This window comes from Brevundimonas sp. UBA7838 (assembly GCF_002500885.1).
Lineage (GTDB): Bacteria > Pseudomonadota > Alphaproteobacteria > Caulobacterales > Caulobacteraceae > Brevundimonas > Brevundimonas vesicularis_C.
Genome location: NZ_DLTK01000109.1, coordinates 41208 through 66615, shown reverse-complemented (window position 1 = coordinate 66615; position 25408 = coordinate 41208). Strand labels below are relative to the sequence as shown.

The following is a 25408-nucleotide window of genomic DNA, read 5'->3' as shown; positions in this document are numbered from 1 at the left end:
TGGCGTCGATTGTCGACGTCGTTGGATCGGAAGGTCATCCCTGGGCGATTATGGCGCCAGACGGCCGGATGATGGTGCAGTGCAAACCTGTCTCAGGACTGCGACAGTTTGCTCACGCCGGTTCGTTCACCAGTCCCAGGCGATGCAGCTTACGGTGCAATGTCGCCCGGCTGACCCCGAGCGCGCGGGCTGCTTTGGAGACATTGCCTCCGCTCAACGCCAGGGCGCGACGCACGGCGCCCCGTTCGGCGTCCAGCAGATCGGCCTCCAGGGCGCCGGCGCCCAGCACTTCCGACGCCGCCAGTTGGCCTGCGATCCGTTCATCGGTGATGGCCAAGGCGAGGCGCGCGGCGCGCGTCGCTCCGACGACCAGATCATCCCTATCCACCGCCAGAAGACCCGCCGTGTTCCGGCCCGCCGGATCGCCAGTCAGGATTATCCGAGCATGGGGGAAGGCCAACCGAAAGGTCTGCGCCTCGATCGCCCTGGCGGCGTCCGCCACTGCGGCCGCAATCAGGCCCATCACGCCTTGGCTCGCATCGGCCCGGCACGACGATACGTCCAGCAGGCCCGCCAGACGTCCCTGCGGGTCGTAGATGGGATGGCTGGTGCAACTCAGCGCCGTATTTCGCGTATGGAAATGTTGATCGCGATGGATGGTCAGCGGCCGCCGCTCCGCCAGCGCCGTTCCGATCCCATTGGTGCCCTCGACCGCTTCCGACCAGACGGCGCCGGGCCACAGACCCCAGCGCCGAAAGATTTCGTCGTCGGCGGCTGCGCCGCGCCGCTCGACCGGGACACCGTCCGCATCGGTCAGAAGGACACAGCATCCGGTGTCGCCAACGGCCGAGAACAGCCGATCCAGCACATCCTGCGCCGCTCTCGCTATCGGCTCCATGGCCTGACGGGCTTCACGCAGTTGCGTGTCCGTCAGGGTCGCGGGTCGTCTGCTGTCTTCGGGATCGAGCCCGTACAAGGACATCGAACGACGCCACGAGGCCGCCAGCGCGGAGCGCGCTTCGCCTCCGGCGTCGTCCAGCGCCTGCTTGATCAGCTTGCCGTGGCCGGTTTCCGTTTGCGCAACCATTGAAGTTCCCTGGCGCTCTTTGGGAAAAGAGCGCCGCATCGGTGTTCCCGTCAATGGGACGAAGGTCGGTGACCAGTAAAGCTTCAGCTAGAATTTCCGGCTGACGCCCAGAGACACGACCCAGGGATCGAGATCCACGCTGGACTTCAGGGCGCCGTCGTTGATCTTGGCGTCGGTCTCGAACCAGACCTTCTTGACGTCGAGGTTCAGGCTCCATGGCCCTTGAATGCCGACGTCTGCGCCAGCCTGAAGCGCGTAGCCGAAACCGTCGTCAAGATCGACGGTGAAGCCGTTCTTATCCTTACCGCTGTAGAACAGCATGTAGTTCACGCCCGCGCCGACATAGGGGCTGAAGCTCCCCTGGCTCAGCGGGCGGTATTGCAGGGTGACCACCGGCGGCAGGACCCAGGTCTCATGCACAGCCACGTCCGTCGCGCCGCCCTGGGCGCGAATCTCGTGCTGGGTGGTGCCGAGGATCGCCTCAACCGCGAGGTGATCGGTCAGGAAATAGGTGAAGCCCAGGGTCGGCATGACGCTGTCGCCCACATCCACCTTCAGGCCGGTGTCCGCGCCCGCAGCCGTGGTGATGGCGTCATCGGCCTGGGAGAAGACGTCGGTGACGCGCCCGCTCACCACGAAGTCGCCCTTCTTCGGGGCCTCCCAAGCGACGGATGTCTGAGCGAAGGCCGGCGCCGCGCAGGCGGTGAAGGCGACGGCGGCAAGCAGCAGGGTCTTGGTATTCATTTTCTGATCCCCGACGCCCTGGCCGCCTCGTGCGGCCTTCGTCAGGCGTCTGAGCGGGATGTGCGCCCCGGTGGACGCCTCGGCCTTGATCCAGCGCAAATCGTTCAGGGGGTGGACAATCTGTCCACTCACACCACCCGCGCATGCCTTTGCTGAAGAGCCGCCGCACCGGGATCGAAGGCGGCGCAAACCGCCCTGACGAACGGACGGCCTAGGTCGGTCACCGCCACCACCGTCCCGTCGATCCGCACCAGACCATCGTCGACGAAGCGCTCCAATAGGGACAAGGCGCCGGCGACGTCCGACAGGTCTCGACCGCGACGTCGAACGATGGGCGCAAGATCGACGACGAAGTCGCACATCAGCCGCTCGATAATCTCGCTGACGAACATGTCGCCTTCGGTCAGGGCGACGCCTCGGGCGACCGGTAGATCGCCGGCCTCGACAGCGCGGCGCCAATCAAGTTCCTGCGCGTGGTTTTGAACGAAACCCTTAGGCGTGCGGCTGATCGACGAGGTGCCCAGGCCGATCAGCACGTCTGCGGCGTCGGTGGTGTAGCCCTGGAAGTTGCGATGCAGCCGTCCGGCCCGGTCCGCCGCCGCCAACCCGTCGTGCGGCAGGGCGAAATGATCCAGCCCGATCGCCTGCCACCCCTTGCCGACCAGATAGCGAGCCGCCGCCTGGCTCTGGGCGAAGCGCGCTTCGGCGTCCGGCAGGTCGGCGTCGTTGATCAACCGCTGATGCGGCTTCATCCATGGCACATGGGCATAGCCGAACAGGGCGATCCGTTCGGGCCTCAGCGTCGTGACCTGGCCCAGGGTGGTGATGACGTTCTCGACGGCCTGAAGCGGCAGGCCGTACATCAGATCCAGGTTTAGGGAGGTCACGCCCTGCCCCCGCAAGGCTTCGGCCGCCCAGCGGATGGTCTCGAAACGTTCGGGCCGGTTCACCGCCGCCTGCACACGCGGCGACAGGTCCTGCACCCCCAGACTGGCGCGGCTCAGGCCGATGCGGCCCGCCGCCTCGACCCACTCCTGCGTCAGGACTTCGGGATCCAACTCGGCGGCGACCTCGAAACAGTCGCCCAGTTCGAACCGCGCGGACAGACCGGCGAACAGTCGTTCCAGATCGTCCGGCGACAGCATGTTCGGGGTGCCGCCGCCCAGATGGATCGAACCGACGCGGACCGGGCGGCCGATCCGCGTCAGAACCAGATCCGCCTCGCGCAGCAGCAGATCGACATAGCTGGAGATGACGCCCGCCCGGTTTACCGCCCGGGTGTTGCAGCCGCAGTACCAACACAGCCGCTTGCAGAACGGCAGGTGCAGATACAGCGAGACCGGCTGATCGGAGGGCGCGCGCCCCAGCCAGTCGGCCCACTCGCTGGGTCCGACGGCAGGCGTGAACTGGGCCGCCGTCGGATAGGAGGTATAGCGCGGCGCATGGGCGTCATAGCGCGCGATCAGGTCGCGAACGGACAGGCGCGCGGGGCTAGAGAGGGACATCGCCCTCTTTCGATGCGTCGGGCGTGGACAGGCCGGCGTCCCCTTCGTCAAACAGATGGAACTCGTGCCACAGGCCGTTCAGCACGCCGAAACCGACGGCCAGGCCAAGCCCCAGGATCCAGGAAAAATACCACATGGTTCTGCGCTCCTAAGGCTCAGTACAGGTCGGGGTTGGTCTTGAGGGCGGCGGTCGACGTCCGGCCCCACAGCACGCGATAGACCCAGGCGGTGTAGAGCAGCACCAGAGGCAGGAAGATCAGCGTGCAGATCAGCATGATGAACAGGGTCAGATGGCTGGACGAGGCGTTCCACACCGTCAGGCTGGACTGAGGATTGACCGAGCTGGGCAGGATGAACGGGAACATCGACAGGCCGACGGTGGAGATGATGCCCACGGTGGACAGCGACGATCCGCCGAACGCCAGCGGCGCGGACCGCCGCCACATCCCGATCAGGCCGACCAGCGCGCCCAGGAAGCCCAGGGCCGGTGCGATCAGCATCCACGGATAGCGCCCGTAGTTGTCCAGCCAGGCGCCGGGCGCGGCTTGGACCGTCGTGCGCAGCGGATTGGAGAAGCCGTTGACGTCCAGCGCGCCGGTGATCCGGTAGCCCAGGCCGCCGTAAGAGACATAGAGTCCGCCGACCGCAAACAGGATCAGGGCCAGAACAGCGGCGACCGTGCCGAACAGACGCGCCCGCTCCATCACCGGGCCGGCCTCGGCCTTGACCGACAACCAGGCCGCGCCGTGCAGGACCAGCATGGCCACCGACAACAGGCCGGCGATGAGGCTGAAGGGGGTGAACAGGCCGAGCAGCGTACCGTCGTAGAAGGACCGCAGGTCGCCATCCAGATGGAAGGGCGCGCCCAGCAGTACGTTGCCCACCGCGACGCCGAACACCAGCGCCGGAACGAAGCCGCCGATGAACAGGCACCAGTCCCAGAACGACCGCCACTTGGGCGACGCCCGCTTGGAGCGATATTTGAACGACACCGGCCGCAGGATCAGCGCGGACAGCACCAGGAACATCGCAAGGTAGAAGCCTGAGAAACTGACGGCGTAGACGAAGGGCCAGGCGGCGAAGATGGCGCCGCCGCCCAGGATAAACCACACCTGGTTGCCTTCCCAGGTGGCGCCGACGGTGTTGATCACCATGCGGCGTTCCTCATCCGTCTTGGCGACGAAGGGCAGAAGGGCGCCGACGCCCAGGTCGAAACCGTCGGTCAGGGCGAAGGCGATCAGAAGCACGCCCAGCAGTCCCCACCAGATCAGGCGAAGCGTGGCGAAGTCGAGGGGAAGATCCATTGTCGGATGTCCTAAGGTCTTGGGTCAGGCCACGGCGGGCGCGGGAACGCGCTCGGCGGGCGCTTCGGGGCTGGGTTCGCCGAACGTCTCCTGTTCGTGGAACGGCCCCTTCTTGATGGCGAAGAGCATCAGCCGCACCTCGACCACCGCCAGCGCGCCATACAACAGGGTGAAGCCGACGATCGTGGCCCAAAGCTGCGGCACGGTCAGGGACGAGGCGCCCAGGAATGTGGGCAGCACGCCCTCCACGGCCCAGGGCTGGCGGCCGAACTCGGCCAAGATCCAACCGAACTCGATGGCGATCCATGGCAGCGGGATGGCCAGGACGGCTACCCGCAGAAACCACTTCGTATGATGCTTTCGCAGGGTGCAAAGCACGAAGGCCGTGCCGAACAGGGCGATCATGAACATTCCGACGCCCGCCATGATGCGGAAGCTCCAGAACAGGGCCGGGACATTCGGCACCGTCTCCCACGCGGTCTGCTGGATCAGCGCCGGCGTGGCCTGGCGGGGATCGGCGACATGGCGCTTCAGCAGCAGGCCATAGCCCAGGTCGCGGCGATGGGTCTCGAACACGCCGCGCGCGACGGGATCGGCCGGGTCAGCCTTGACCTTCTCCAGCGCATCATAGGCGATGACGCCGGATTCGATGCGGTCCTCAGCCGTGGCGACCAGTTCGAAGATGCCTTCGACGGGCTTGTCGATGGTGCGGGTCGCGATCAGCCCCATGATCCACGGCACGTGAACGCCAAAATGGGTCTCGCGGTCCTTCATCGAAGGAATGCCGATCAGCGTCAGGCCGGCGGGCGCAGGCTCGGTGTGCCACATGGCCTCCAGAGCGGCGAGCTTCATCTTCTGGTTATCGGTCAGGGCATAGCCCGACTGATCGCCCAGTACGACGACCGACAGCGACGCCGCAAGGCCAAAGGCCGAGGCCACTGTCATTGACCGCTTGGCGAAGCCGACGTGCTTGCCACTCAGCAGATAGAAGGCCGAGACGCCCAGAACGAAGACCGAGGCGCAGACATAGCCGGCCGAAACGGTGTGGACGAACTTGGCCTGGGCCACCGGGTTGAACACCACGGCCATGAAGTCCGTGACCTCCATCCGCATCGTGTCCGGATTGAAGGCGGCGCCGACCGGGTTCTGCATCCAGCCGTTGGCGATTAGGATCCACAGGGCCGACAGATTGGTGCCCAGCGCCACCATGAAGGTGACGAACAGGTGGGCGTGCGGCTTCAACTTGTCCCAGCCGAAGAACATCAGGCCGACAAAGGTCGCCTCCAGGAAGAAGGCCATCAGCCCTTCGATGGCCAGCGGCGCGCCGAAGATGTCGCCGACATAGTGGCTGTAATAGCTCCAGTTCATTCCGAACTGGAACTCCATGGTGATGCCGGTCGCGACGCCCAGGACGAAGTTGATTCCGAACAGCACGCCCCAGAAGCGGGTGATCGTCCGCCAGATGGGCCGGCGAGTCATCACATAGATCGACTCCATGATGACCAGCATGAACGACAGCCCCAGCGTCAGGGGAACGAACAGGAAGTGGTAAAGGGCTGTCAGCGCGAACTGCAGCCGGGACAGGTCGACGACCGCGAGGTCGATCATGGCGTTGCTCCGAGGAATCGGTCTGTTGGACCGACGTTTCGTCGGCCGTAGGCGGTACGCGGGACGTCCGCCTTGATCTCGATCAAAGCGGCGGCGAACGCCCGGCCCTATTGGACGGTTGGTCCTTGGACATTTCGTCCAACGACGTTTCGCCCAGTGGCGCGCGGCCTGCGCCGAGCGCTGGAGTCGCCTGATGAGCGCCGTGCCAATCGCCCCTGTCTCTGCGGCCGCCTGGCTGAAGCAGATCGGTCGTCCGTGGGGGCGGCTGACCCTGCTGACCGGCGTGCTGACCATTGCGGACGTCGCCCCTGCGATCGGGTTCGCGGGAGGGCTGGCTTTGACGATTTCCAGCCTGACCGTATCGCCGGCCGCCGCCGCGTCGTGGCTGGCCCTGGCTGTGTTCAGTCTGATCGCGCGCGGCCTGATCGGCCAGGCCGCCGTGATCGTCGGCGCGAAGCTGGGTCAAGCGGTGAAGACCGGCGTCCGAGGCCGCCTCCTGTTGGACCTGTTCGGGCGAGGACGGCGATCCAGCGCGCAGATGACGGCCTTGGTCGAAGGGGTCGGCGCGCTGGACGGCTACTATTCGCGGTTTGCACCCTTGCGCCTCGCCGCAGGCGTTTCGCCGCTGCTGATCATCGCCGCCGCCGCGATCGCCAGCCCGGTGTCGGCCGGCATACTGCTGTTCACCCTGTTCCCCTTCATCGTCGGCATGGCCCTGGCGGGCACGGCTGCGGCGGGCGAGAGCCGTCGTCAGTTTCAGGCGCTTGAGCGGCTGTCTGGCCTGTTCATCGATCGTATCCGCACCCTGCCCGCCATTCTCGCCTTTGACGCCGTAGGCCGTACGACGGTGCAGATCGCCCAGGCCTCGGACGAGCTGGAGCGCCGCACCGCCCGCGTCATGCGCATCGCCTTCCTGTCGTCGGGCGTGCTGGAGTTCTTCTCGGCCTTGTCGGTCGCGCTGATCGCCGTCTATTGCGGCTTCAACCTGTTGCGGCTGCTGCCCTTCCCGGTTCCCGAGACCCTGGACCTGTCGCGCGCCTTCTTCGTGCTGGCCCTGGCGCCCGAAGTCTATGCGCCGTTGCGTCGCATGGCGGCCGCCTATCATGATCGCCAGGCCGCCGAGGCTGCGGCCCCATCCCTGACTACGCCAGATCCGCGCCCGGCCCAGCACGCGCCCATCGGCGACCTGGCGCCCGCCATCCATTTCCGCGATGTCGCCATCGCTTATGAAGGCTCAGCGCCGGTCATCGACGGGTTGAACCTCGACATCGCGCCGGGGCAGATCGTGGCGGTGATGGGCGCCAGCGGCGCGGGCAAGTCCAGCCTTCTGCATCTGCTGCTCGGCCTTGCACCCTTGACGCGCGGCGAGGTCGAGGTGGGCGGTGCGCGGCTCAGCCAGTGCGGCGACATCGCCGGGCGGGTCGCCTGGGCCAGCCAGCACCCGATCGTGACGCCTGGGACCGTGAGCGAGAACATCGCCTTGGCGGATCGCACCGCCTGCCCCGGCCGCATCGCCTTGGCCGCGCGCACGGCGGGCCTGTCCGGCGATCTGGATCGCCGCATCGACGAGCGTGGCGGCGGTCTGTCGGGCGGCGAGCGCCGTCGACTGGGCCTCGCCCGCGCCATCCTGAAGCGGGCGCCGCTTCTCGTGCTGGACGAGCCGACCGCGAATCTGGATCCGGCCTCGGAACGCGCCATGCTCGACGTCATCCGTCAGGCCGCGCGCGGCTGCACCACCCTGATCGCCACCCACTCGCCAGCCGTCGCCGCCCTGGCCGACCGTGTGGTGACGCTATGAGAGTCCCGTCGTGCATCGCCGGCCTGATCGCCGCCCAAACTCAGGCTCAGCGCGCCCGGCTTCGGCTCGCTGCGGCCGGCGCCGCTGTCGTCTCGGTGGCGGCCGTCTGTCTGTTGGGGCTGTCGGGCTGGTTCATCACGGGCGCAGCCTTTGCGGGCCTGGCGGGCGCGGCGGCCGCCCAGAGCTTCAACTACATGATGCCCAGCGCCATCATCCGCCTGCTGGCCATCGTCCGCACCGGCGGGCGCTATCTTGAGCGTGTCGCGGGCCATGAGGCTGCCCTGAAGGCGCTCGCCCGCCTGCGCCCTAAACTGTTCGACGCCATCGCCACAGGCCCTGCCGAGCGCGCTCTGAACCTGTCGTCCGGCGAGGTTTCGGCCCGGCTGGTTCAGGACGTGGATGCGGTTCAGACCCTGTTCGTGCGCCGCTCGGCGCCCTGGAGCCTGGGCGCCGGCGCCGTTGCCGCCATTCTGCTGGCCAGCCTCGCATCCCCCTCGGCCGGCGCTGCCCTGTTCATCGTGATGATCGTAGCCGTCCTGGGCGGCGTTCTGATCGCGCGCAGCCTCGCCGATCCCGCCGGCCGAGCAGTCCAGACCGGCGCCGGCGCGTTGAAGGATCGCCTCGCCGCCCTGGAAGCCGCCGCGCCCGAGCTGAAGGCCTACGGTCTGGACGACTGGGCGTGCGCCCAGGTCGCGCAGGTCGCCGCCGATCACGACACAGCGCAGATCGCCCTGACCCGATCGGGCGGCTGGATGGCCGTGTGGCAGGCGGCGGCCAGCGCCCTCGCGGTCGGCGTCGTCATCCCCGCCGCGTCCTCAGCCGACCTGCCGCTGATCGCGCTCGCGGCCTTGGCGGCGGTCATGGGCGTCGAATCCGCCGGGGGACTGGTCGTCGCCCTGCATCAGAACGGGTCCGCCGCCCAGGCCCTGTCTCGCCTCGACGCCGCCATGCCCACGGCGTCCTCCCGTCACGGTCGACCGCTCAGCGGTGCGGCGCTCGGTTTAGCAAACCTTGGCGCCGAGCTGGCGCCGCCCTATCGCCTAGGCGTCTTCGGCCCAACGGGCGCTGGCAAGACGACGCTGATCGAACGCCTGATCGGTTTGCGAACACCCCAAGCCGGCGAGATGCGGCTCGGTGGATTGGACGCCGTTGTCATCGCGCCGGAGGATCGGCGCCAGCTGTTCGCCTATGCGGCCCAGGACGTCCGTCTGCTGAACGGATCCGTGCGCGAGAACCTGTTGCTTGTAGGACCTGCCGACGATGCAGCCCTGTGGGCGGCGCTGGACGAGGCCGCGCTGGGCGATCGGCTCCGCGCCGAACCGCTGGGTCTGGACGCCCCCGTCGGACCGAATGGCGAGCGGTTATCCGGCGGGGAGCGACGCCGTCTTGGCCTGGCGCGCGCCTATCTGCGCGATGCGCCCTGGCTGGTGCTGGACGAACCGACAGAAGGTCTGGACGCCGCGACGGAGACTCAGGTTTTGGACCGCCTTCAGAACCGCTTGGCCAAGCGTGCGCAAGGCCTGATCTTGGTCAGCCACCGCGCGCCGCCGATGGCGCTCTGCGACCGCTCCATCCGGGTCGAAGGGCTGGGCAGCGACGGACATCTTCGTCTGACCTGCCTTCCGGATGATTTGGCCGCCTAGGATGCGCCGTTCGCCATGTCTTTCAGGCGGTCGGGGCGCTCGATCCGCAAGTCGTGCAGAGAGACGGCATGGATGACGCCGCTGGTCTTCAACTTGGTCAGCTCGCGACTGACGGTCTCGATCGTCAGTCCGAGATAGTCCGCGATCTCGGATCGGGTCATCGGCAGTCGCACGGCGTTGTCGCCATCGGGGCGTAAGGGATCGCGCGAAAGCATCGTCACCAGAAAGCTGGCCACGCGTTCACGCGCGGTCTTGCGACCAAGCAGCAGCATCTGATCCTGCGCCGCCGTCAGCTCATGCATCGCCCGGCTCAGCAAGGCCGCTTCCAGACTGGGCCGCTCTCGCGCCAGGACCCGATATTCCGAGGCCCGGAAGCGACATACGGTCGTCTCCTCGATCGCCTCGGCCGAGAAGGCGTAGGTGTACCCCGCCGTCAGTCCAATAAAATCTCCGGCGAACAGGAAGCCGGTGATCTGGCGGCGACCATCGGGCAGAAGCTTGTAAATCCGCACAGCACCCGAGGTGATGTTGAAGACGTTCAACGCCGGTTCGGCCTCGTTTGTTAGTATGTCGCCGCCCGCCAGCGCTACGCGTTCTGCAATCGAGTCCAATCGCCCAAGATCGACCTTCGACAACGCGTCGCAGACGCTGAACGCGCGCGCGCCACAGCCCGAGCAGACTGAACTGGTGGGCCGGTCGGCACAGGCCGTCGGCAGCGCGCGGATTTTCAACATGCTCCCTTTCTATCACCCTTAAGCGAGAGCGAAGCAGTGGATTTTCGACGTGACAGCTGAGAGTGCTTCAGCATTTGCGTCATTCAAGGAGGAAGAGCGGCAAGTTGCTGCTGAGGGACAGACCTCCTGATCTGCCGGCAGTGATCAAAATTGTTGCTAGTCCTCGGCTTGCTGCGATCGGGTAAGCCCTTGCCACAAAACGGCCTTTGTCAAAGTCCGCAAAAATTCAGGAGCGCCCCCCCCTGCCGCGCCGCTGTTGAAAGTCACGCGCGCGTGACCGATGAGGTGAGCGCCGATCGAGCAAGTCGGTATCGCTGCGCAGTCGGTCAGCCCCGAAAGCTACTTGACTGCCTTGTGGCTCCCGGCCGGGGTAGGGTTGGCGGAGTATCCATAGACTAAGAGACCTTTGCAGTAACCTCGACCTACTCATTCATCGAATGGGGGGCTCATCTTCCCGGGAAGGCCGCTGACTGCCCCAACGTCGAGACGCAGCGGTAAGCCCAGATGGAAATCTATCGTAGCCTACGTCGCGATCCGTCATCAGCCTCGCGGCTGCGTCCGTGGTTTAATGGCTCATCACTACGGTAGCGTGTGCCTATCATCGGCGATGAACAGGCCTGGCTCGACGATGCCACTTTGTGACAACAAGTGTGACAACAGCGCCGAATTGCAAAGGGGCCGTCCGAAGACGACCCCTTCAACTGACCAATTTCCTTGAAGGAAATGGTCGGAGCGACAGGATTCGAACCTGCGACCCCTTGACCCCCAGTCAAGTGCGCTACCAGGCTGCGCCACGCTCCGAAGGCGCTCCCTATAGACGGGGGGACCGCTGTCCGCAAACGCTAAAACGACTTTTCCACCTACCTTGAAAGAACGACGTCCAGACGGGCTTTGGCCTGCTCAAGATCGGCCAGAACCTGATGCAAATTCGAGGTTTCGGCCCGCGTGACATCGGAAGTCACCGCAGAGATCGTGACATCGCCGTCGTCGATCAGTGCGGCGGCCTCCGCGCCGATCAGCTTTTTCAGCCCCTGTTCCTTGTGCAGGCGCTCGACGCCGCGAATCGTCAGCCCGTCATCGTGCAGCAGGCGTTTGACCGCCTTCAGCACCGCGATGTCCTGAGGCCGATAGAAGCGCCGACCGCCAGCCCGCTTCACAGGTGTGACGAAATCGAACTTCGTCTCCCAGAACCGCAGGACATGCTGGGGCGCGCCGACCTCTTCGGCCGCTTCGGAAATGGTTCGGAAGGCGTCGGCGCTCTTGGCCACCGCGATCAGGCCTCGACGACGGCGTCGTGGACCCGGCTTTTCATGATTTGCGAAGCGCGGAAGCTGATGACCCGGCGCGGATTAATCGCCGCCGGTTCCCCCGTCTTGGGATTGCGGCCCATCCGTGCGCGCTTCTCACGGACCTGGAAAACGCCGAAGCCGGACAGTTTCACCGTCTCGCCGCGTTCCAGCGATTCGACGATCAGTTCCAGGGTGCGCTCGACCAGGCTGGAGCATTCCTGACGCGACAGGCCGACCTCTTCATGCACGGCTTCGCACAAGTCGGCGCGCGTCACGGTCTGTTGGCCTGCCATCGTATCCCCGCTGTCATGCGATCCGCTCGCATCCATAGGGGCGCAAAGCCCCCGAAAAATCAATGCCTCGATGTCGATTAGAGCCGAAGCGCGCAGGCGCCCCAGGTTAGGCCGCCGCCCATCGCTTCAAGCAGCACCATATCGCCCTTCTTGATACGCCCATCCTGGATCGCGGCGTCCAGCGCCAGCGGGATCGAGGCGGCCGAGGTGTTGGCGTGGGTGGCGACGGTGGAGATCACCTTGTTCTCATCCAGACCCAGCCGGTCGCCGACGCCCTTGATGATTCGCTGGTTAGCCTGGTGCGGCACGAACCAGTCGACATCCGCGATCTCGATGTTGGCGGCGGCGCAGGCGGCGGTGATGCCTTCTGCGATGTTCACGACGGCATGACGGAAGACCTGGTTTCCGGCCATGCGCAGATGGCCAACGGTCCCCGTCGTCGCCGGGCCGCCATCGACGTAGAGCAGATCGGTCTTGGATCCGTCAGCGCGCAAGGCGAAGCCCAGCATGCCCTGGTCGTCCGATGTGCCCTGCCCTTCGCGCGGTTCCAGCACCACGGCGCCGGCCCCGTCGCCGAACAGGACGCAGGTGGTCCGGTCGGTCCAGTCCATCAGCCGCGTCATCTCCTCGGCCCCGATCACCAGAGCGCATTTCGACAGACCGCGCGCCACGAAGCCGTCGGCGACGCTGAGCGCATAGACGAAACCGGAACAGACGGCTTGAACGTCGAAAGCAATGCCGACGCCCGCGCCTAGCTTGGCCTGGACGATCGACGCGACCGCCGGGAAGGTCATGTCCGGCGTGGTGGTGGCCACGATAATCAGGTCGACGTCGGACGCCGCCTTGCCCGCGTCGGCAAGCGCCTTCTTGGCGGCCTCGACCGCCAGATCGCTGGTCGGCTGGTCATCACGCGCCTTGTGACGCTGCTTGATCCCGGTGCGCTCCTGAATCCATTCGTCGGATGTGTCGACGAACTTGGCCAGGTCGGCATTGGTGACGATCTCATCCGGCAGGTAAGAGCCGACGCCGGTCACGGCGCTGCGGGTGACGGTCACTGGAGGTGTTCTCCCACGGCTGCGGCGGGCTTGGCGGCATGGTCGAACACCGCGTCCAGCTTGCCCAGGTTGTCCCCCACCTTGCTCATATAGTCGCTGCGGGCCAGATCGACAGCGATGCGGATCGCATTGCCGAATCCCTTGGCGTCCGCGCCGCCATGGCTCTTCACCACGATACCGTTCAGGCCCAACAGGGGGCCGCCGTTGATGGCGCTGGGGTCGATCTTCTGGCGCATCTTCTTCAACGCCGGCATGGCGATGACGGCGCCCAGCTTGGATTGCAGATTGGAGGTCAATGCCTCTTTCAACAGCGCCGAAATATAGCGCGCCGTGCCTTCGGCGGTCTTCAACGCGATATTCCCGGTGAAACCGTCGGTGACGACCACGTCCACCGTGCCCTTGGCGATATCGTCGCCCTCGACGAAGCCGTGATAGTTCAGGTCGAACGGCCCATCGCGCAGAATGGCGTGCGCCTCCTTAACCTGTTCGTTGCCCTTCATTTCCTCGGACCCGACGTTCAGCAGGCCGATGGTCGGGCGGGCGATGCCGCGCACTGCGGACTGGAAGGCTTCGCCCATGATGGCGAACTCGATCAGCTGCTCCGCGTCGCTGCCGATGTTGGCGCCGACGTCCAGAACCGCCGTATGGCCCTTGAAGGTGGGCCAACTGGCGACGATGGCCGGACGCTCAAGCCCAGGCGCAGACATTCGCAGGATCAATTTCGAGATCGCCATCAGGGCGCCGGTGTTGCCGGCCGAGACGACGCCGCCGGCCTGACCCGTCTTCACTGTCTCGATGGCGTTCCACAGGCTGGAGCCCTTGCCGCGGCGCATGGCCTGGGCCGGCTTTTCGTCCATGGCCACGACCTTGTCGGTGTGGCGGATCTCGCAGACGTCCGCCGCCAGCCCGCAACGCGCCAGTTCCGGCGCGATCTTGGCCTCGTCGCCATGCAACAGGAAGCGAACCCCCTCGCCGTCATGGGTGCGGATATAGCTGCGGATGCCGGGAACGACGACGGAGGGCCCGTGATCGCCGCCCATGGCGTCAAGCGAGATCGTAATTGGGGCTGGCAAATGGACCTCTTGTGGCCGCGTCGTCTTGTCGCGCGACGCTTGGCAGGATGCGCTGGACGATAGCGCCGACGCCGGGGGATGCAACCACCCGGCCCCTACGTCAACCTCAGCCTTGGTCGTCTTTGGACTTGAGCGCCTTCAGGGCCGCGAACGGTGAAATCTCCGTCGGCTCCTCAGGTTGCACGAACTCCGCGCCCGGCTTGCGCGGGAACGGATCAAGCGACAGCACCAATTGCTCGACCGCATACTGGCCCAGGTCGATCTTACCGTCCTCGATCACGTCGGCGTCTTCTTCATCCAGCGTGACCTCGATCTCGTCGGTTTCCTCGGGCTTGGCTTCGACAAGCTGAATGGAAAAACGCCGATCCACATCGGCCGGCAGGGGTTCCAGCGTCAGGCCGCAGGTCTGCACCGCATGTGCCGTCACCCTGCCCTTCATCGTCCATTCGCTGGTCGACGGCGTCGGCTTGATCTCCAGATCGACGGCGAAATCGTCCAGCCCCTGAAGATCCAGGCTACGGGCGATTCGCTTGCGGGTCTCCGCATCCGGTTCCAGCCGGCGGCTCAGGCCCGCGCCGATCTGATTGACCCGCACCGTTTCGCTGTAGGGGAGCGTCGCGCTCATCTCGTTCAAACTTCCGCCCAGGCCGGCGTCGCCAGCACCTTGTTGAAATCCTGCGCCGCCAAGGCCGCGCGTGTCGTCAGCGCATAGCGCGCCAGTGTGTCCGCATGGGGCGCTTGCGGATCCGCATAGACATTCTTCGCCATCGCCTCCGCCAGAGCCGCCGCATCGCCAACGCGCAACGGCTGCTCATAGGCGTTCATCCGGCCGTAGAGGGCTTCGCCCAGCTTGCGCATCTTCTTGCCGACGGCGACGTCGCCCACGCCTTCTTCGCGCAGGACGTGATCCAGCGCCGAGACATAGACGTCGAAGACCGCCTGAGCCGCATCCTGGCCCTGAGCCGTGTTCTCATCGCGCAGCCGCAGCACGAGCATCAGCACATGCAGCGTGTAGAGCTCGAATCGCGCGTCGATGCGGTCGTCGACCGCCAGACGCGTGTAGAAGGCCGGATTGCGGGCCTGACTGACGGCCTTGGCGTAGAGATCGTCGCCGAGACGGACGCCGGATCGGGGTTTGAACAGGTTTTTCAGCATGGGTTCCAACGGCCCCTTTTCCGCCGCGCCGTTGAACTAGGACGCAGGTCCGTCTAGGTCAAAGACCTTGTTCTCTCGCAGGCGCCCGACCATGTCCCGTTTCGTCCCGCTTTTCGTCGCTGTTTCGCTGGCCGGCCTGTCCGCCGCCTGCGCCCCGACCATCGGCTCCAACGGCTTCCAGGCCATCGACGCCAAGCCCCAGGACGTGGTCGCCGGCACCGACACCAAGGAGACCGTCCTCGCCAAGCTGGGTTCGCCTTCGACCACTTCGACCTTCGAGCCGGATCAGGTCTGGTACTACATCAGCCAGACGACCGAGAAATACACCTACAACCTGCCCAAGGTTTCGACGCGCACGGTGACCGAGATCACCTTCGTCCCGCAGGGCGATCAGGTGGCGTCGGTGCGCACTCTCGGCCTGACTGATGGCGAGCAGATCGCCATGAACCGCAACGAGACGCCGACGCGCGGTCGTGAGCTGACGGTTCTGGAACAACTGCTGGGCAACGTCGGCCGTGGCCAACTGCCCCGCACCGAAGACGACACCCCTGGCCAGCGCCGCCCCGACTAAGGCGGCTCATCTCCCCAAACAAAGACGCCCCGGAGATCGCTCTCCGGGGCGTTTTCGTAATGGCTGTGGTTTAGCCTAGCCGATGGTCCCGCTCGCCAGCACCGCCAGCAGCAGCAGGGCGACGATGTTGGTGATCTTGATCATCGGGTTCACCGCCGGACCGGACGTATCCTTATAGGGATCGCCGACCGTATCGCCGGTCACGGCCGCCTTGTGGGCTTCCGAGCCCTTGCCGTGGACGACGCCGTTCTTGTCGGTGAAGCCTTCCTCGATCACCTTCTTGGCGTTGTCCCAGGCGCCGCCGCCTGACGTCATCGAAATGGCGACGAACAGGCCGGTGACGATCACGCCCATCAGCATGGCGCCGAGAGCGGCAAAGGCGTTCGCCTTGTCCGAAATGGCCAGCACCGCGACGAACAGGGCGATCGGCGACAGCACCGGCAACAGCGACGGCACGATCATCTCGCGGATAGCCGCCTTGGTCAGGATGTCGACCGCCCGGCCGTATTCCGGCTTCACCTCATAGGTCATGATGCCGGGGTTCTCGCGGAATTGGCGTCGAACCTCCGCAACGACTGATTCGGCCGCCCGTCCCACCGCCATCATCGACATCCCACCGAAGAGGAAGGGCAGCAGCCCCCCGAACAGCAGCCCGACGACGACGTAGGGATTGGTCAGATCAAAGGCGATCTCCCCCATGCCCGCAAAGAAGGGGTAGTCCGCCGGGTTGGCCGAGAAATACTGCAGATCCGACGTATAGGCGGCGAACAGCACAAGCGCGCCGAGGCCCGCCGAACCGATGGCGTAGCCCTTGGTCACGGCCTTGGTCGTGTTGCCCACGGCGTCCAAAGCATCCGTCGAATGCCGCACATCACTGGGCAGACCGGCCATCTCGGCGATTCCGCCGGCGTTGTCGGTCACGGGTCCAAAGGCGTCCAGCGCCACAATCATTCCCGCGACGCCCAGCATGGTCGTGGTGGCGATGGCGATGCCGAACAGGCCGGCCAGCTGGAAGCTGGCCACGATGCCGACGATGATTGTCAGCGCCGGCAACGCCGTCGCCTCCAGCGAGACGGCCAGGCCCTGAATGACGTTGGTGCCGTGCCCGGACACCGAGGCGTTGGCGACCGATCGCACCGGACGGAAGCCGGACCCGGTGTAGTATTCGGTCACGACCACGATCGCCGCCGTCACCGCCAGACCAACCATGCCGGACCAGAACAGCGCCATCGGCTGGATTTCGAGACCGCTGGCCGTCACGATCGGCCCCGTCACCATCTGGTTGATCACCCACCAGACCGCACCGATGGACAGAACGCCGGTGACGATCAGCCCCTGATAGAGGGCGCCCATGATGTTGTTCGACTTGCCCAGCCGCACGAAGAAGCTGCCGATGATGGAGGTCACAATGCACACCGCGCAGATCGCCAGCGGCAGCACCATCATCAGATCCACATAGGGCTGCCCCCTGAAGAAGATCGCGGCCAGCACCATGGTCGCGACAGTCGTCACGGCATAGGTCTCGAACAGGTCGGCCGCCATGCCGGCGCAGTCGCCGACGTTGTCGCCCACATTGTCGGCGATGGTCGCGGCGTTGCGAGGATCGTCCTCGGGAATACCCGCCTCGACCTTACCCACCATGTCGCCGCCAACGTCGGCGCCCTTGGTGAAGATGCCGCCGCCCAGGCGCGCGAAGATCGAGATCAGCGAGGCCCCGAAGCCTAGCGCCACCAGCCCGTCGATCACCTCGCGACCCGTCGAGGCCAAGCCCAGATGCTGGGTCAGCAAGATGTAGTAGCCTGACACCCCGATCAGGGCGCCGCCCGCTACGAACATGCCCGTGATGGCGCCCGAGCGGAACGCCAGGTTCAACCCCTTGGACAGGCTTTCGGACGCAGCCTGAGCCGTGCGCACATTGGCCCGCACCGAGATCAGCATCCCGGCGTACCCCGCTGCCCCGGACAGGACGGCGCCGATCAGGAAGCCGACGGCGGCGTAAGCGCCGATCAGGAAATAGGCGGCGATCAGGATCACGATCCCGACGATGCCGATGGTCAGATATTGCCGCTTCAGATAGGCTGAGGCGCCTTCCTGGATCGCGGCGGCGATCTCTCGCATCTTGTCGTTGCCAGTGCTCGCCTTCATCAGCACGGCGGTCTGCGCGGCGCCATACAGCACCGCCAGCACACCGGCCGCGAAGACCAGCGTAAGTGAGTTCGTCATTGGCGTTTCCATGCCCTTGCAAACAGGCGCGCAGGCCTTGGCGCGGTCGGGCGTTATCGCCTCTGTCCGCCTTCCGGTCCCCCCGCACGCGGCGAACGCGTCAGTGCGTTCTTTGGGATTTGCAAAGGGAGCCTGTCATGGCAGGCGGAGTGACGCAACAGCGGTCACTCAGCCTGTTCAGCGGGCGGTCTGCATGCCCGTTCGGCGACGCGGCGACTGGCTGACGACCTCGACGCGTCGGACGGAGCCGCGACCCGAGATCGCTGCAGACGCCGCCACCAGCGAGGCGGACAGGGCCCGCTCGTCCAGCCGTGTCCAGTCGCCGGGCACGGTGAAGGGCGTCTTGTGGGCCGCGCGAACGACGGCGTCGCGGAAGAAGGCTTCCTTGGGCTTCATCTGCTCGACGGTCTTGCCGGCGCCCAGTTCGAGCCTGAGGGCGACAAACACGTAGTTCCGCAAACGCCCGCCCTCGATGACAGGCAGGCCGAGGCCTGCGATGCTCAGGGCCGCAGGCGCAGACTCGGTTTCGCTGCCGGAGGCGGCGGCGCGACTGGCGGCGGCGCCGGTCAGAGCAGCGGTTCCGGCGGCGATCAGGGTTCTACGGTCCATCACGACATCATGCCGGACGGGCGTTAGGATTCCCTTGCCGCCTCAGCCGTGGGTCCAGCCGTTTCTGGCCATCGGCACGGGCTGGCCGTCGTAAAGGACCGTCAGGCCCTGCCCAGCGGTGACCTCGCCGATGCGGGTCAGGCGAATCAGTCGGCGCTCGGCCTCGCGCCGCAGGGCGTCTTCGTGGCGCGGATGGGCGGTGAAGGCGATCTCATAGTCGTCACCACCGCTGGCCAGATCTTCCAGCGATAGCTGCGGATCGACCCGGTCGTCGAACCAGGACTGGGTCGCCGCGGACAGGGGCAGGACGTTCAGGTTAAGCGCCACACCGACCCTGCTGGCCTGCGCGATGTGGGCCAGGTCGGCGGCCAGGCCGTCCGACACATCGACGGATGCGGTGGCGTACTCGCGCACGATGTCGGCGAAGTCGGTACGTGGCGTCGGCATCCGGTAGTGGCTGACCAAGGCTTCCATCCGCTCAGGCGCCAGAGCCACTTTTCCTTGCGCCGCCTTTAGCCCCAGCAGCCCGTCCCCGATGACGCCGGTCACGAAGACGAGGTCGCCGACCTGCGCGCCTGCGCGAGAAACGGCTTTGCCCGTTGGGGCCCACCCCAAGGCCGTCAGCGAGAAGGACAGCGGGCCGGGCGTCTTGACCGTGTCGCCGCCGAGCAGATGAACGCCGAACCGCGCCTGATCCTCGGCTAAGCCCGCTGCAAAGGCCTCGCGCTCGGGCCAGCCGCAGCGCTCCGACCAGAAGCAGGCCAGCAGATAGCCGAACGGCTCAGCACCCTTGGCGGCGAGGTCCGACAGATTGACCCGCAGCAACTTCCTGGCGACCGTGTCCAGCGGATCGTCAGGCAGGAAATGCACGCCCTCGACGATGGCGTCCTTCGTCAGGATGAGGTCATGACCCGGGCGTGACGGCAGCGCCGCCACATCGTCGGCCAGCCCCCTTCCCCACTCGGGATGGGACAGGGGCTTGAACAGCCGCTCGATCGTCTCGAACTCGCCCGCGACGTCGAGCGCCGGCATTATTTGCGGGTGTCTTTGGCCACGCCGTCCAGCGCCGCGTTGACGAAGCGCGCCTCGGCGTCGTCGAAGAAGGCCTTAGCCAGTTCGACATATTCGTCAATCACGACCTCGCGCGGGGTCTCGGGATGCTTGATCAGCTCCCAGGCGCCTGACCGCAGCAGGGCGCGCAGGGTGGCGTCGATCCGCTCCAGCTTCCAGTTGGAGGCCAGGCGAGCCTTAATGGCCGTGTCGATGTCGCGCTGGCTTTCGATCACGCCGCGCACGATGTCGGCGAAATAGGCCTCGTCGGCCTCGGCCAGCGCTTGGCCCTCTATGTCGGCGTCGAAGCGAAAGTTAGAGAATTCGGTGATCACCGTCTCCACGCCCTCGCCCGCCAGTTCCATCTGATACAGGGCCTGGACGGCGGCGAGACGCGACACGGTGCGGGCGCGACGCTGTTTGGAGCTCAGATTGGGCTCGGCGCGCTGCTTTTCGGCTTCGGCGAGTTGTTCGAGGACGGCTTTGACGCTGTTCGGTTCAGTCATGCGCCGACGCCATGACGCAACCGCTTCTTCAATGCAATGAGGTCCAGGCACGCCTTGGCGGCGCCGCCGCCCTTATCCCCTTCCGAAAGACGGGCCCGATACCAGGCCTGATCTTCGTCTTCGGTCGTCAGGATGCCGTTGCCGATGATGACGCCCTTGACGCCCAGCGCCATGATGCCGGCCGCCGACTGATCGGAGACGATCTCGAAATGGTAAGTCTCGCCACGGATGACCGTGCCCAGCGCGACATAGCCGTCATAGCGGGGCGCGGTCGGGAAGCGGCCGGCCTCCTCGGCCAGGGCGATGGCCGGCGGCACCTCCAGCGCGCCGGGCACGGTGATGACGTCGAAGTCGGCGCCGCGCGCCTTCAGCGTCTCCTTGGCCCCTTCCAGCAGGGCGTCGGCCAGGTCGTCGTAGAAGCGCGCCTCAACGATCAAAATACGGGGGGCTTCGGTCACGCCTTTATTTCTCCATCCATGTCGCGCCAGCCGACGATGCGCAGGCCGTAGCCTTCAAGCGCCGTCGGTTCGGGTCGCGTCGAACTCATCACGATCATGTCCCTGACACCCAGGTCCAGCAGGATTTGGGCCCCCACGCCATAGGCGCGCAGCGAGCGATCCATCGCCGCCGGCTTGTCCGCGCCCGCCAGCCGTTCGGCCAGCGAGGTCAGCGACGGATCGCGTAGGAAGACGACGACGCCGGGTCCGTCATGGTCGGTGATCTGTTTCAGGGCGCTGGGCACATAGTCCTGGCGCGCCTCGACGTGGCCCAAGAGGTCGCAGGCGAAGTCCACCTGGTGCATCCGCACCAGGGTCGGTTTGGCAGGATCGACGCGCCCCTTGACCAAGGCCACATGCTCGGCGCCCTCAATGGTGTTCTTGTACAGCATCAGGCGGAACGGTCCGCCGTGAACGCTCTCGAACGGCGTATCCATGATCCGTTCGACGAAGCGTTCGGTGCGGCGACGATAGGCGATCAGGTCGGCGATGGTGCCGATCTTCAGCCCATGCAGCTGGGCGAAGGCGACCAGATCGGGCATCCGCGCCATCTCGCCGTCGTCCTTGATGATCTCGCAAATCACCCCGGCGGGGGTCAGGCCGGCCATGCGGCTAATGTCCACAGCCGCCTCGGTGTGGCCGGCGCGGACCAGAACGCCGCCGTCGCGCGCGACCAGCGGGAAGATGTGTCCCGGCGAGACAATGTCGTCCATGCCCTTTGACGCGTCGGTCGCTACATGGATGGTGCGCGAGCGGTCGGCGGCGGAAATGCCGGTCGTCACGCCGTCCTTGGCCTCGATCGAGACGGTGAAGGCGGTCTTCATGCTCTCGCGGTTGTCGGCGGCCATTGGCGGCAGGCGCAGTTGCTGGGCGCGCTCGGCGGTCAGGGCCAGGCACACCAGGCCGCGCGCCTGGCGAATCATGAAGTTGATCTGGTCCGGCGTCGCAAACTGGGCGGGGATGATGATGTCCCCTTCGTTCTCGCGATCCTCGGCGTCCACCAGGATGTAGGGACGGCCGTTGCGGGCGTCTTCCAGAATGTCCTCGATAGGACTGATGGGGCTGTCGTTCATGTTCGCGGCCTGGGCTTGCATCACGCGGTCTCCTGCCACCGCGCGAGATATCGCGCCAGCATGTCGATCTCCAGATTGACCGGATCGCCTACTTTCAAACGCCCCAAGGTCGTCACGTCCCAAGTGTGCGGGATAATGTTCAGGGAGAAGATCTGCCCCTCCACGGCGTTGACGGTCAAAGACACGCCGTCCACGGTGACCGACCCCTTGGCGGCGACATAGCGATGCAGAGGCGCGGGAGCCTCGACCTCGATCCGGTGCGATCCGCCTTCGGGCGTGATCGAAACCACCCGCCCAAGACCATCGACGTGGCCGGACACGACATGGCCGCCCATCTCGTCGCCCAGCTTGGCGGCCCGCTCCAGATTGACGCCGTCGCCGGCCTTCCAGGCGCCCAGGGTGGTCTTGGACAGAGTCTCATTCGACACCTCGACGGCGAACCAGCCCCCCCGTGCATCGTGGCCCTTTTCGGTCACCGTCAGGCAACAGCCCGCGTGGCTGATGGAGGCGCCCAGGTCGATGCCGTCGGTATTCCACGCGGTCTCGATCTCGTAGCGCCGGTCACGATCGGTCTCGCGGACCTCGCGGACGCGGCCGATGTCGGTGACGATGCCGGTGAACATTTGGACTCTGGACCCCTTGGGAGAAAAATACCGTCTAATTCGTCTAATCGTCTAATTGGACGGCGTCAGAGACGGGCGTAGCGTTCCCACAGATCGTCCCCGACGGGCTCGACGCCCAGGCGACGGAACTTGGGGGCGTCCGCCAGCTTTGCAAGAGCCAGGGCGGCGACGCAGGGCCGCCCTTCCCCGCCCAGCAGGATCGGGGCGCGAAACCATTCCAGCACATCGACGGCATTGGCGCGCAGGAAAGACGCCGCGACCTGACCGCCGCCTTCGATGAGCAGCGATGTTGCGCCGGCGGCTTCCAAGGCTTTCACCACGGCCGGGATGGTCGGACGACCGTGCTCGGCGGCGACCTGCATCACCTTGGCGGCGCCGATACTGCGCGGCTCCGCAGCGGTCAGGATCAGGGTGTTTTCGCCCACGACCTTCGCCGCCTGCGGCGTTCGCAGCCGGCTGTCCAGCACGACGCGCAGCGGCTGATCCACACTGCGGCCCGGCAGGCGAGCGGTCAGTTCGGGATCATCGTGCAGAACCGTCTCGACGCCGACCAGGATCGCATCGTGGGCGGCGCGCAGGCGGTGACCCTCAAGCCGCGCCGCTTCGCCGGTGATCCACTGGCTCTCTCCAGAGGCCGTGGCGATCCGTCCGTCCAAGGAGGTCGCCAGTTTCAGCGTGACCCGCATCAGGCCTTGCCGGACGGTTCGTCGAACCCTTCGTCGCCCAAGAATTTGGCGAAGTCGCCTGTGTGGCGGAAATCCTTGTAGACCGAGGCGTAGCGGACATAGGCCACCTCATCGACGCCCTTCAGCGCCTTCATGATAAAGTCGCCGACCGTGCTGGACGGGATTTCAGTCTCGCCCAGGCTTTCCAGCTGGCGGACGATCCGATTGACCATCTGCTCGACCTGATCAGCCTGGACCGGGCGTTTACGCAGGGCCACGCCCAGCGAGCGTTCCAGCTTGTCGCGGTCGAAGGGCGTGCGCCGCCCGTTGCGCTTCAAGATGACCAGTTCACGCAGTTGCACGCGCTCGAACGTCGTGAAGCGCCCGTTGCAGTTCGGGCAGGACCGGCGGCGTCGAATGGCCGAGCCGTCGTCCGACGGCCGGCTGTCCTTCACCTGAGTATCCTGATGACCGCAAAAAGGGCACTTCATCAGGCGCTTATCCGTAGATCGGGAAGCGGTGCGTCAACTCTCGCACCTGGGCCGCGACGCCCGCGACCACAGCCGGATCAGCTTCGTCGCCGCCATTCATCGAGGAGACGACGTCGGCGATCCAGTGGCCGATCTGCTTGAACTCTTCCTCGCCGAAGCCGCGCGTGGTGCCGGCCGGGGTGCCCAGGCGGACGCCCGAGGTGACGGTGAACGGCGCGGTGTCGAACGGCACGCCGTTCTTGTTGCAGGTCATCAGCGCCTTTTCGAGCTCATGCTCGGTCGCCTTGCCGGTCACGCCCTTAGGCCGCAGGTCGACCAGGGCCAGGTGACTGTCGGTGCCGCCAGAGACGATGGCCAGGCCACGCTCGATCAGGACGCCGGACAGGGCCTGGGCGTTCTTGACGACCTGTTGGGCATAGCCCTTGAACTCGGGCTTCAGCGCCTCGCCGAAAGCCACGGCCTTGGCGGCGATGACGTGTTCCAGCGGGCCGCCTTGCAGGCCGGGGAAGACGGCGGAGTTGATCTTCTTGCCCAGATCGACGTCGTTTGACAGGATCATACCGCCGCGCGGGCCGCGCAGGGTCTTGTGCGTGGTCGTGGTGACGACGTGGGCGTGCTGGATCGGGTCCGGATAGGCGCCGCCGGCGATCAGGCCGGCGTAGTGGGCCATGTCCACCATCAGATAGGCGCCGACGCTGTCGGCGATCTCGCGGAAGCGCTTGAAGTCGATGTGGCGGCTGTAGGCCGAGGCACCGGCCAGGATCAGCTTGGGCTTCTCACGCTCGGCCATTTCGGCGACGTGGTCATAGTCGATCAGGTGGGTGTCTTCGCGCACCTTGTAGGTCACAGGGCGGAACCACTTGCCCGACTGGTTCGCGGGCGAGCCGTGCGTCAGGTGTCCGCCGCAGGCCAGATCCATGCCCAGGAAGGTGTCGCCGGGCTGCAGCAGGGTGAAGAAGACCGCCTGGTTCGCCTGGGCGCCCGAGTGGGGCTGGACGTTGGCGAAGGCCGCGCCGAAGAGTTGCTTGGCCCGCTCGCGCGCCAGATCCTCGGTCACGTCGACGAACTCGCAGCCGCCATAATAGCGCCGACCGGGATAGCCTTCGGCGTATTTGTTCGTCAGGACCGACCCCTGCGCGTCCAGCACCGCCTGGGAGACGATATTCTCGGAAGCGATCAGCTCGATCTGTTCGCGCTGACGGCCCAACTCGCCCTGAATGCCCTTGAAGACGTCCGGGTCGGCGTCAGCGAGCGTCTTGGTGAAATAGGCGTCGTGGGTGAAGGCCGTCACGCTGGAATCCCCGGAAATCAGAAGCTGGCCTATCTATCCCCAGCCGCGCGTGACCACAACATCTTGTGGCGGCAACCGTTAAACGCCACTGGCCGGAATACGGCGAGCACGCACGTCCGTCACGCCTCCGGTCGAAACGCGCACCGAGACGCTGCAAGCGCGGCAACTTTTCTTATCAATCAGAACGGCAGGCCCTTCGAACAGTGCTGAAGAGCCTCGAGGCAGAACTTGCTGCACGCGAACTGACGAGCCTGCGTCAACGATCTCAAATCCCAGATCGGGCTGGAAGTGGCTGCGGTCACCCAGCGCCGCCTTCGCTGTTTCGATGTAGTCACATCGCTGTACTTCGGGCCCGGTACAACCTGGCGCCGCATGGTCAGCTCCGATCAACAGAACCAGACCGGCCAGCACAGCGAAGATCGAAAACGCGCCCCACCCAAGAATTGCCGGGCTATCCGGTAACAGCATGGCGTCCTCCCCGCGCGGAGAGAACCATCGTCCAGCGTCAGAGTCGATTCAAT

Annotated in this window: 27 protein-coding genes and 1 tRNA gene; 3 read left to right on the top strand and 25 right to left on the bottom strand. The window is 65.9% G+C overall.

Annotated features, from left to right (window positions below; genetic code table 11):
• Nucleotides 1–112: 112 nt before the first annotated feature.
• The 6 genes from B3T77_RS10330 to B3T77_RS10305 all read right to left on the bottom strand — a co-directional run bounded on the left by B3T77_RS10330 (nt 113) and on the right by B3T77_RS10305 (nt 6245).
• The gene (locus B3T77_RS10330; RefSeq protein WP_292079355.1) at nt 113–1087 is read right to left on the bottom strand and encodes a helix-turn-helix domain-containing protein; all 975 of its coding nucleotides are present in this window, start codon (nt 1085–1087) and stop codon (nt 113–115) included.
• Nucleotides 1088–1174: 87 nt separating this feature from the next.
• Entirely contained in the window at nt 1175–1831 is a 657-nt protein-coding gene (locus B3T77_RS10325) for an OmpW/AlkL family protein (protein WP_292079354.1), read from the bottom strand.
• A 128-nt stretch (nt 1832–1959) separates the two neighbouring features.
• Nucleotides 1960–3336 (bottom strand): oxygen-independent coproporphyrinogen III oxidase, encoded by a 1377-nt coding sequence (hemN, locus tag B3T77_RS10320; RefSeq protein WP_292079353.1) that lies wholly within the window; start codon nt 3334–3336, stop codon nt 1960–1962.
• The gene (gene cydX / locus B3T77_RS10315) at nt 3323–3472 is read right to left on the bottom strand and encodes a cytochrome bd-I oxidase subunit CydX (RefSeq protein ID WP_017504187.1); all 150 of its coding nucleotides are present in this window, start codon (nt 3470–3472) and stop codon (nt 3323–3325) included. The genes hemN and cydX overlap by 14 nt, the downstream gene beginning before the upstream one ends.
• 19 nt (nt 3473–3491) lie before the next feature.
• Nucleotides 3492–4640: a cytochrome d ubiquinol oxidase subunit II gene (cydB, locus tag B3T77_RS10310; protein WP_292079352.1), complete on the bottom strand. Its 1149-nt coding sequence runs from the start codon at nt 4638–4640 to the stop codon at nt 3492–3494.
• Between the two features lie 24 nt (nt 4641–4664).
• Nucleotides 4665–6245 (bottom strand): cytochrome ubiquinol oxidase subunit I, encoded by a 1581-nt coding sequence (locus B3T77_RS10305; RefSeq protein ID WP_292079378.1) that lies wholly within the window; start codon nt 6243–6245, stop codon nt 4665–4667.
• Nucleotides 6246–6441: 196 nt separating this feature from the next.
• Here B3T77_RS10305 and cydD point away from each other — a divergent pair, with 196 nt between their 5' ends.
• Nucleotides 6442–8046: a thiol reductant ABC exporter subunit CydD gene (cydD, locus tag B3T77_RS10300; protein WP_292079351.1), complete on the top strand. Its 1605-nt coding sequence runs from the start codon at nt 6442–6444 to the stop codon at nt 8044–8046.
• Nucleotides 8043–9689 (top strand): amino acid ABC transporter ATP-binding/permease protein, encoded by a 1647-nt coding sequence (locus B3T77_RS10295; protein WP_292079350.1) that lies wholly within the window; start codon nt 8043–8045, stop codon nt 9687–9689. Before cydD ends, B3T77_RS10295 begins: the two co-directional genes overlap by 4 nt.
• Here B3T77_RS10295 and B3T77_RS10290 read toward each other — a convergent pair.
• From B3T77_RS10290 to B3T77_RS10255, 8 genes are all read right to left on the bottom strand, one after another.
• Entirely contained in the window at nt 9686–10300 is a 615-nt protein-coding gene (locus B3T77_RS10290; protein ID WP_292079348.1) for a helix-turn-helix domain-containing protein, read from the bottom strand. The genes B3T77_RS10295 and B3T77_RS10290 overlap by 4 nt on opposite strands.
• Before the next feature lie 847 nt (nt 10301–11147).
• Nucleotides 11148–11224 (bottom strand) — tRNA-Pro (locus tag B3T77_RS10285).
• Nucleotides 11225–11283: 59 nt separating this feature from the next.
• Nucleotides 11284–11691 carry a MerR family transcriptional regulator gene (locus B3T77_RS10280; RefSeq protein ID WP_292079344.1) on the bottom strand — a complete coding sequence of 136 codons (408 nt, stop codon included), beginning with the start codon at nt 11689–11691 and terminating at the stop codon, nt 11284–11286.
• Nucleotides 11692–11696: 5 nt separating this feature from the next.
• On the bottom strand, nt 11697–12005 hold the full coding sequence (locus tag B3T77_RS10275; RefSeq protein WP_026108237.1) for an integration host factor subunit alpha: 309 nt from the start codon (nt 12003–12005) through the stop codon (nt 11697–11699).
• Nucleotides 12006–12082: 77 nt separating this feature from the next.
• Nucleotides 12083–13060, bottom strand: a complete 978-nt coding sequence (locus B3T77_RS10270) for a beta-ketoacyl-ACP synthase III (protein ID WP_292079342.1) — start codon at nt 13058–13060, stop codon at nt 12083–12085.
• Nucleotides 13057–14100 carry a phosphate acyltransferase PlsX gene (plsX, locus tag B3T77_RS10265; protein ID WP_292079376.1) on the bottom strand — a complete coding sequence of 348 codons (1044 nt, stop codon included), beginning with the start codon at nt 14098–14100 and terminating at the stop codon, nt 13057–13059. Before plsX ends, B3T77_RS10270 begins: the two co-directional genes overlap by 4 nt.
• A gap of 139 nt (nt 14101–14239) precedes the next feature.
• Complete coding sequence (locus B3T77_RS10260; protein WP_292079341.1) at nt 14240–14758, bottom strand: YceD family protein; 519 nt, start codon at nt 14756–14758, stop codon at nt 14240–14242.
• A 5-nt stretch (nt 14759–14763) separates the two neighbouring features.
• Nucleotides 14764–15288, bottom strand: a complete 525-nt coding sequence (locus B3T77_RS10255; RefSeq protein ID WP_292079340.1) for a ubiquinol-cytochrome C chaperone family protein — start codon at nt 15286–15288, stop codon at nt 14764–14766.
• Between the two features lie 91 nt (nt 15289–15379).
• On the opposite strand from B3T77_RS10255, the gene B3T77_RS10250 reads away from it, so the two are divergent.
• Complete coding sequence (locus B3T77_RS10250) at nt 15380–15859, top strand: outer membrane protein assembly factor BamE (RefSeq protein ID WP_017503908.1); 480 nt, start codon at nt 15380–15382, stop codon at nt 15857–15859.
• A gap of 75 nt (nt 15860–15934) precedes the next feature.
• On the opposite strand, the gene B3T77_RS10245 is transcribed toward B3T77_RS10250, so the two are convergent.
• From B3T77_RS10245 to B3T77_RS10195, 11 genes are all read right to left on the bottom strand, one after another.
• On the bottom strand, nt 15935–18082 hold the full coding sequence (locus tag B3T77_RS10245) for a sodium-translocating pyrophosphatase (RefSeq protein WP_292079339.1): 2148 nt from the start codon (nt 18080–18082) through the stop codon (nt 15935–15937).
• Nucleotides 18083–18259: 177 nt separating this feature from the next.
• Nucleotides 18260–18691, bottom strand: a complete 432-nt coding sequence (locus B3T77_RS10240) for a hypothetical protein (RefSeq protein ID WP_045811165.1) — start codon at nt 18689–18691, stop codon at nt 18260–18262.
• A gap of 42 nt (nt 18692–18733) precedes the next feature.
• Nucleotides 18734–19723: a thiamine-phosphate kinase gene (gene thiL / locus B3T77_RS10235; protein ID WP_292079338.1), complete on the bottom strand. Its 990-nt coding sequence runs from the start codon at nt 19721–19723 to the stop codon at nt 18734–18736.
• Entirely contained in the window at nt 19723–20247 is a 525-nt protein-coding gene (nusB, locus tag B3T77_RS10230; protein WP_039245120.1) for a transcription antitermination factor NusB, read from the bottom strand. Before nusB ends, thiL begins: the two co-directional genes overlap by 1 nt.
• On the bottom strand, nt 20244–20705 hold the full coding sequence (gene ribH / locus B3T77_RS10225) for a 6,7-dimethyl-8-ribityllumazine synthase (RefSeq protein ID WP_017503913.1): 462 nt from the start codon (nt 20703–20705) through the stop codon (nt 20244–20246). The genes nusB and ribH overlap by 4 nt, the downstream gene beginning before the upstream one ends.
• On the bottom strand, nt 20702–21838 hold the full coding sequence (gene ribB, locus B3T77_RS10220; RefSeq protein WP_292079336.1) for a 3,4-dihydroxy-2-butanone-4-phosphate synthase: 1137 nt from the start codon (nt 21836–21838) through the stop codon (nt 20702–20704). The genes ribH and ribB overlap by 4 nt, the downstream gene beginning before the upstream one ends.
• The gene (locus B3T77_RS10215) at nt 21838–22440 is read right to left on the bottom strand and encodes a riboflavin synthase (protein WP_292079334.1); all 603 of its coding nucleotides are present in this window, start codon (nt 22438–22440) and stop codon (nt 21838–21840) included. The genes ribB and B3T77_RS10215 overlap by 1 nt, the downstream gene beginning before the upstream one ends.
• A 65-nt stretch (nt 22441–22505) precedes the next feature.
• Nucleotides 22506–23126: a RibD family protein gene (locus tag B3T77_RS10210; RefSeq protein ID WP_292079332.1), complete on the bottom strand. Its 621-nt coding sequence runs from the start codon at nt 23124–23126 to the stop codon at nt 22506–22508.
• Nucleotides 23126–23596, bottom strand: coding sequence for a transcriptional regulator NrdR (gene nrdR / locus B3T77_RS10205; protein WP_039245113.1), 471 nt, complete (start codon nt 23594–23596; stop codon nt 23126–23128). The genes B3T77_RS10210 and nrdR overlap by 1 nt, the downstream gene beginning before the upstream one ends.
• A 7-nt stretch (nt 23597–23603) precedes the next feature.
• Entirely contained in the window at nt 23604–24887 is a 1284-nt protein-coding gene (gene glyA, locus B3T77_RS10200; protein WP_292079328.1) for a serine hydroxymethyltransferase, read from the bottom strand.
• 78 nt (nt 24888–24965) lie between these two features.
• Nucleotides 24966–25355: a hypothetical protein gene (locus B3T77_RS10195; RefSeq protein ID WP_292079326.1), complete on the bottom strand. Its 390-nt coding sequence runs from the start codon at nt 25353–25355 to the stop codon at nt 24966–24968.
• Nucleotides 25356–25408 lie beyond the last annotated feature (53 nt).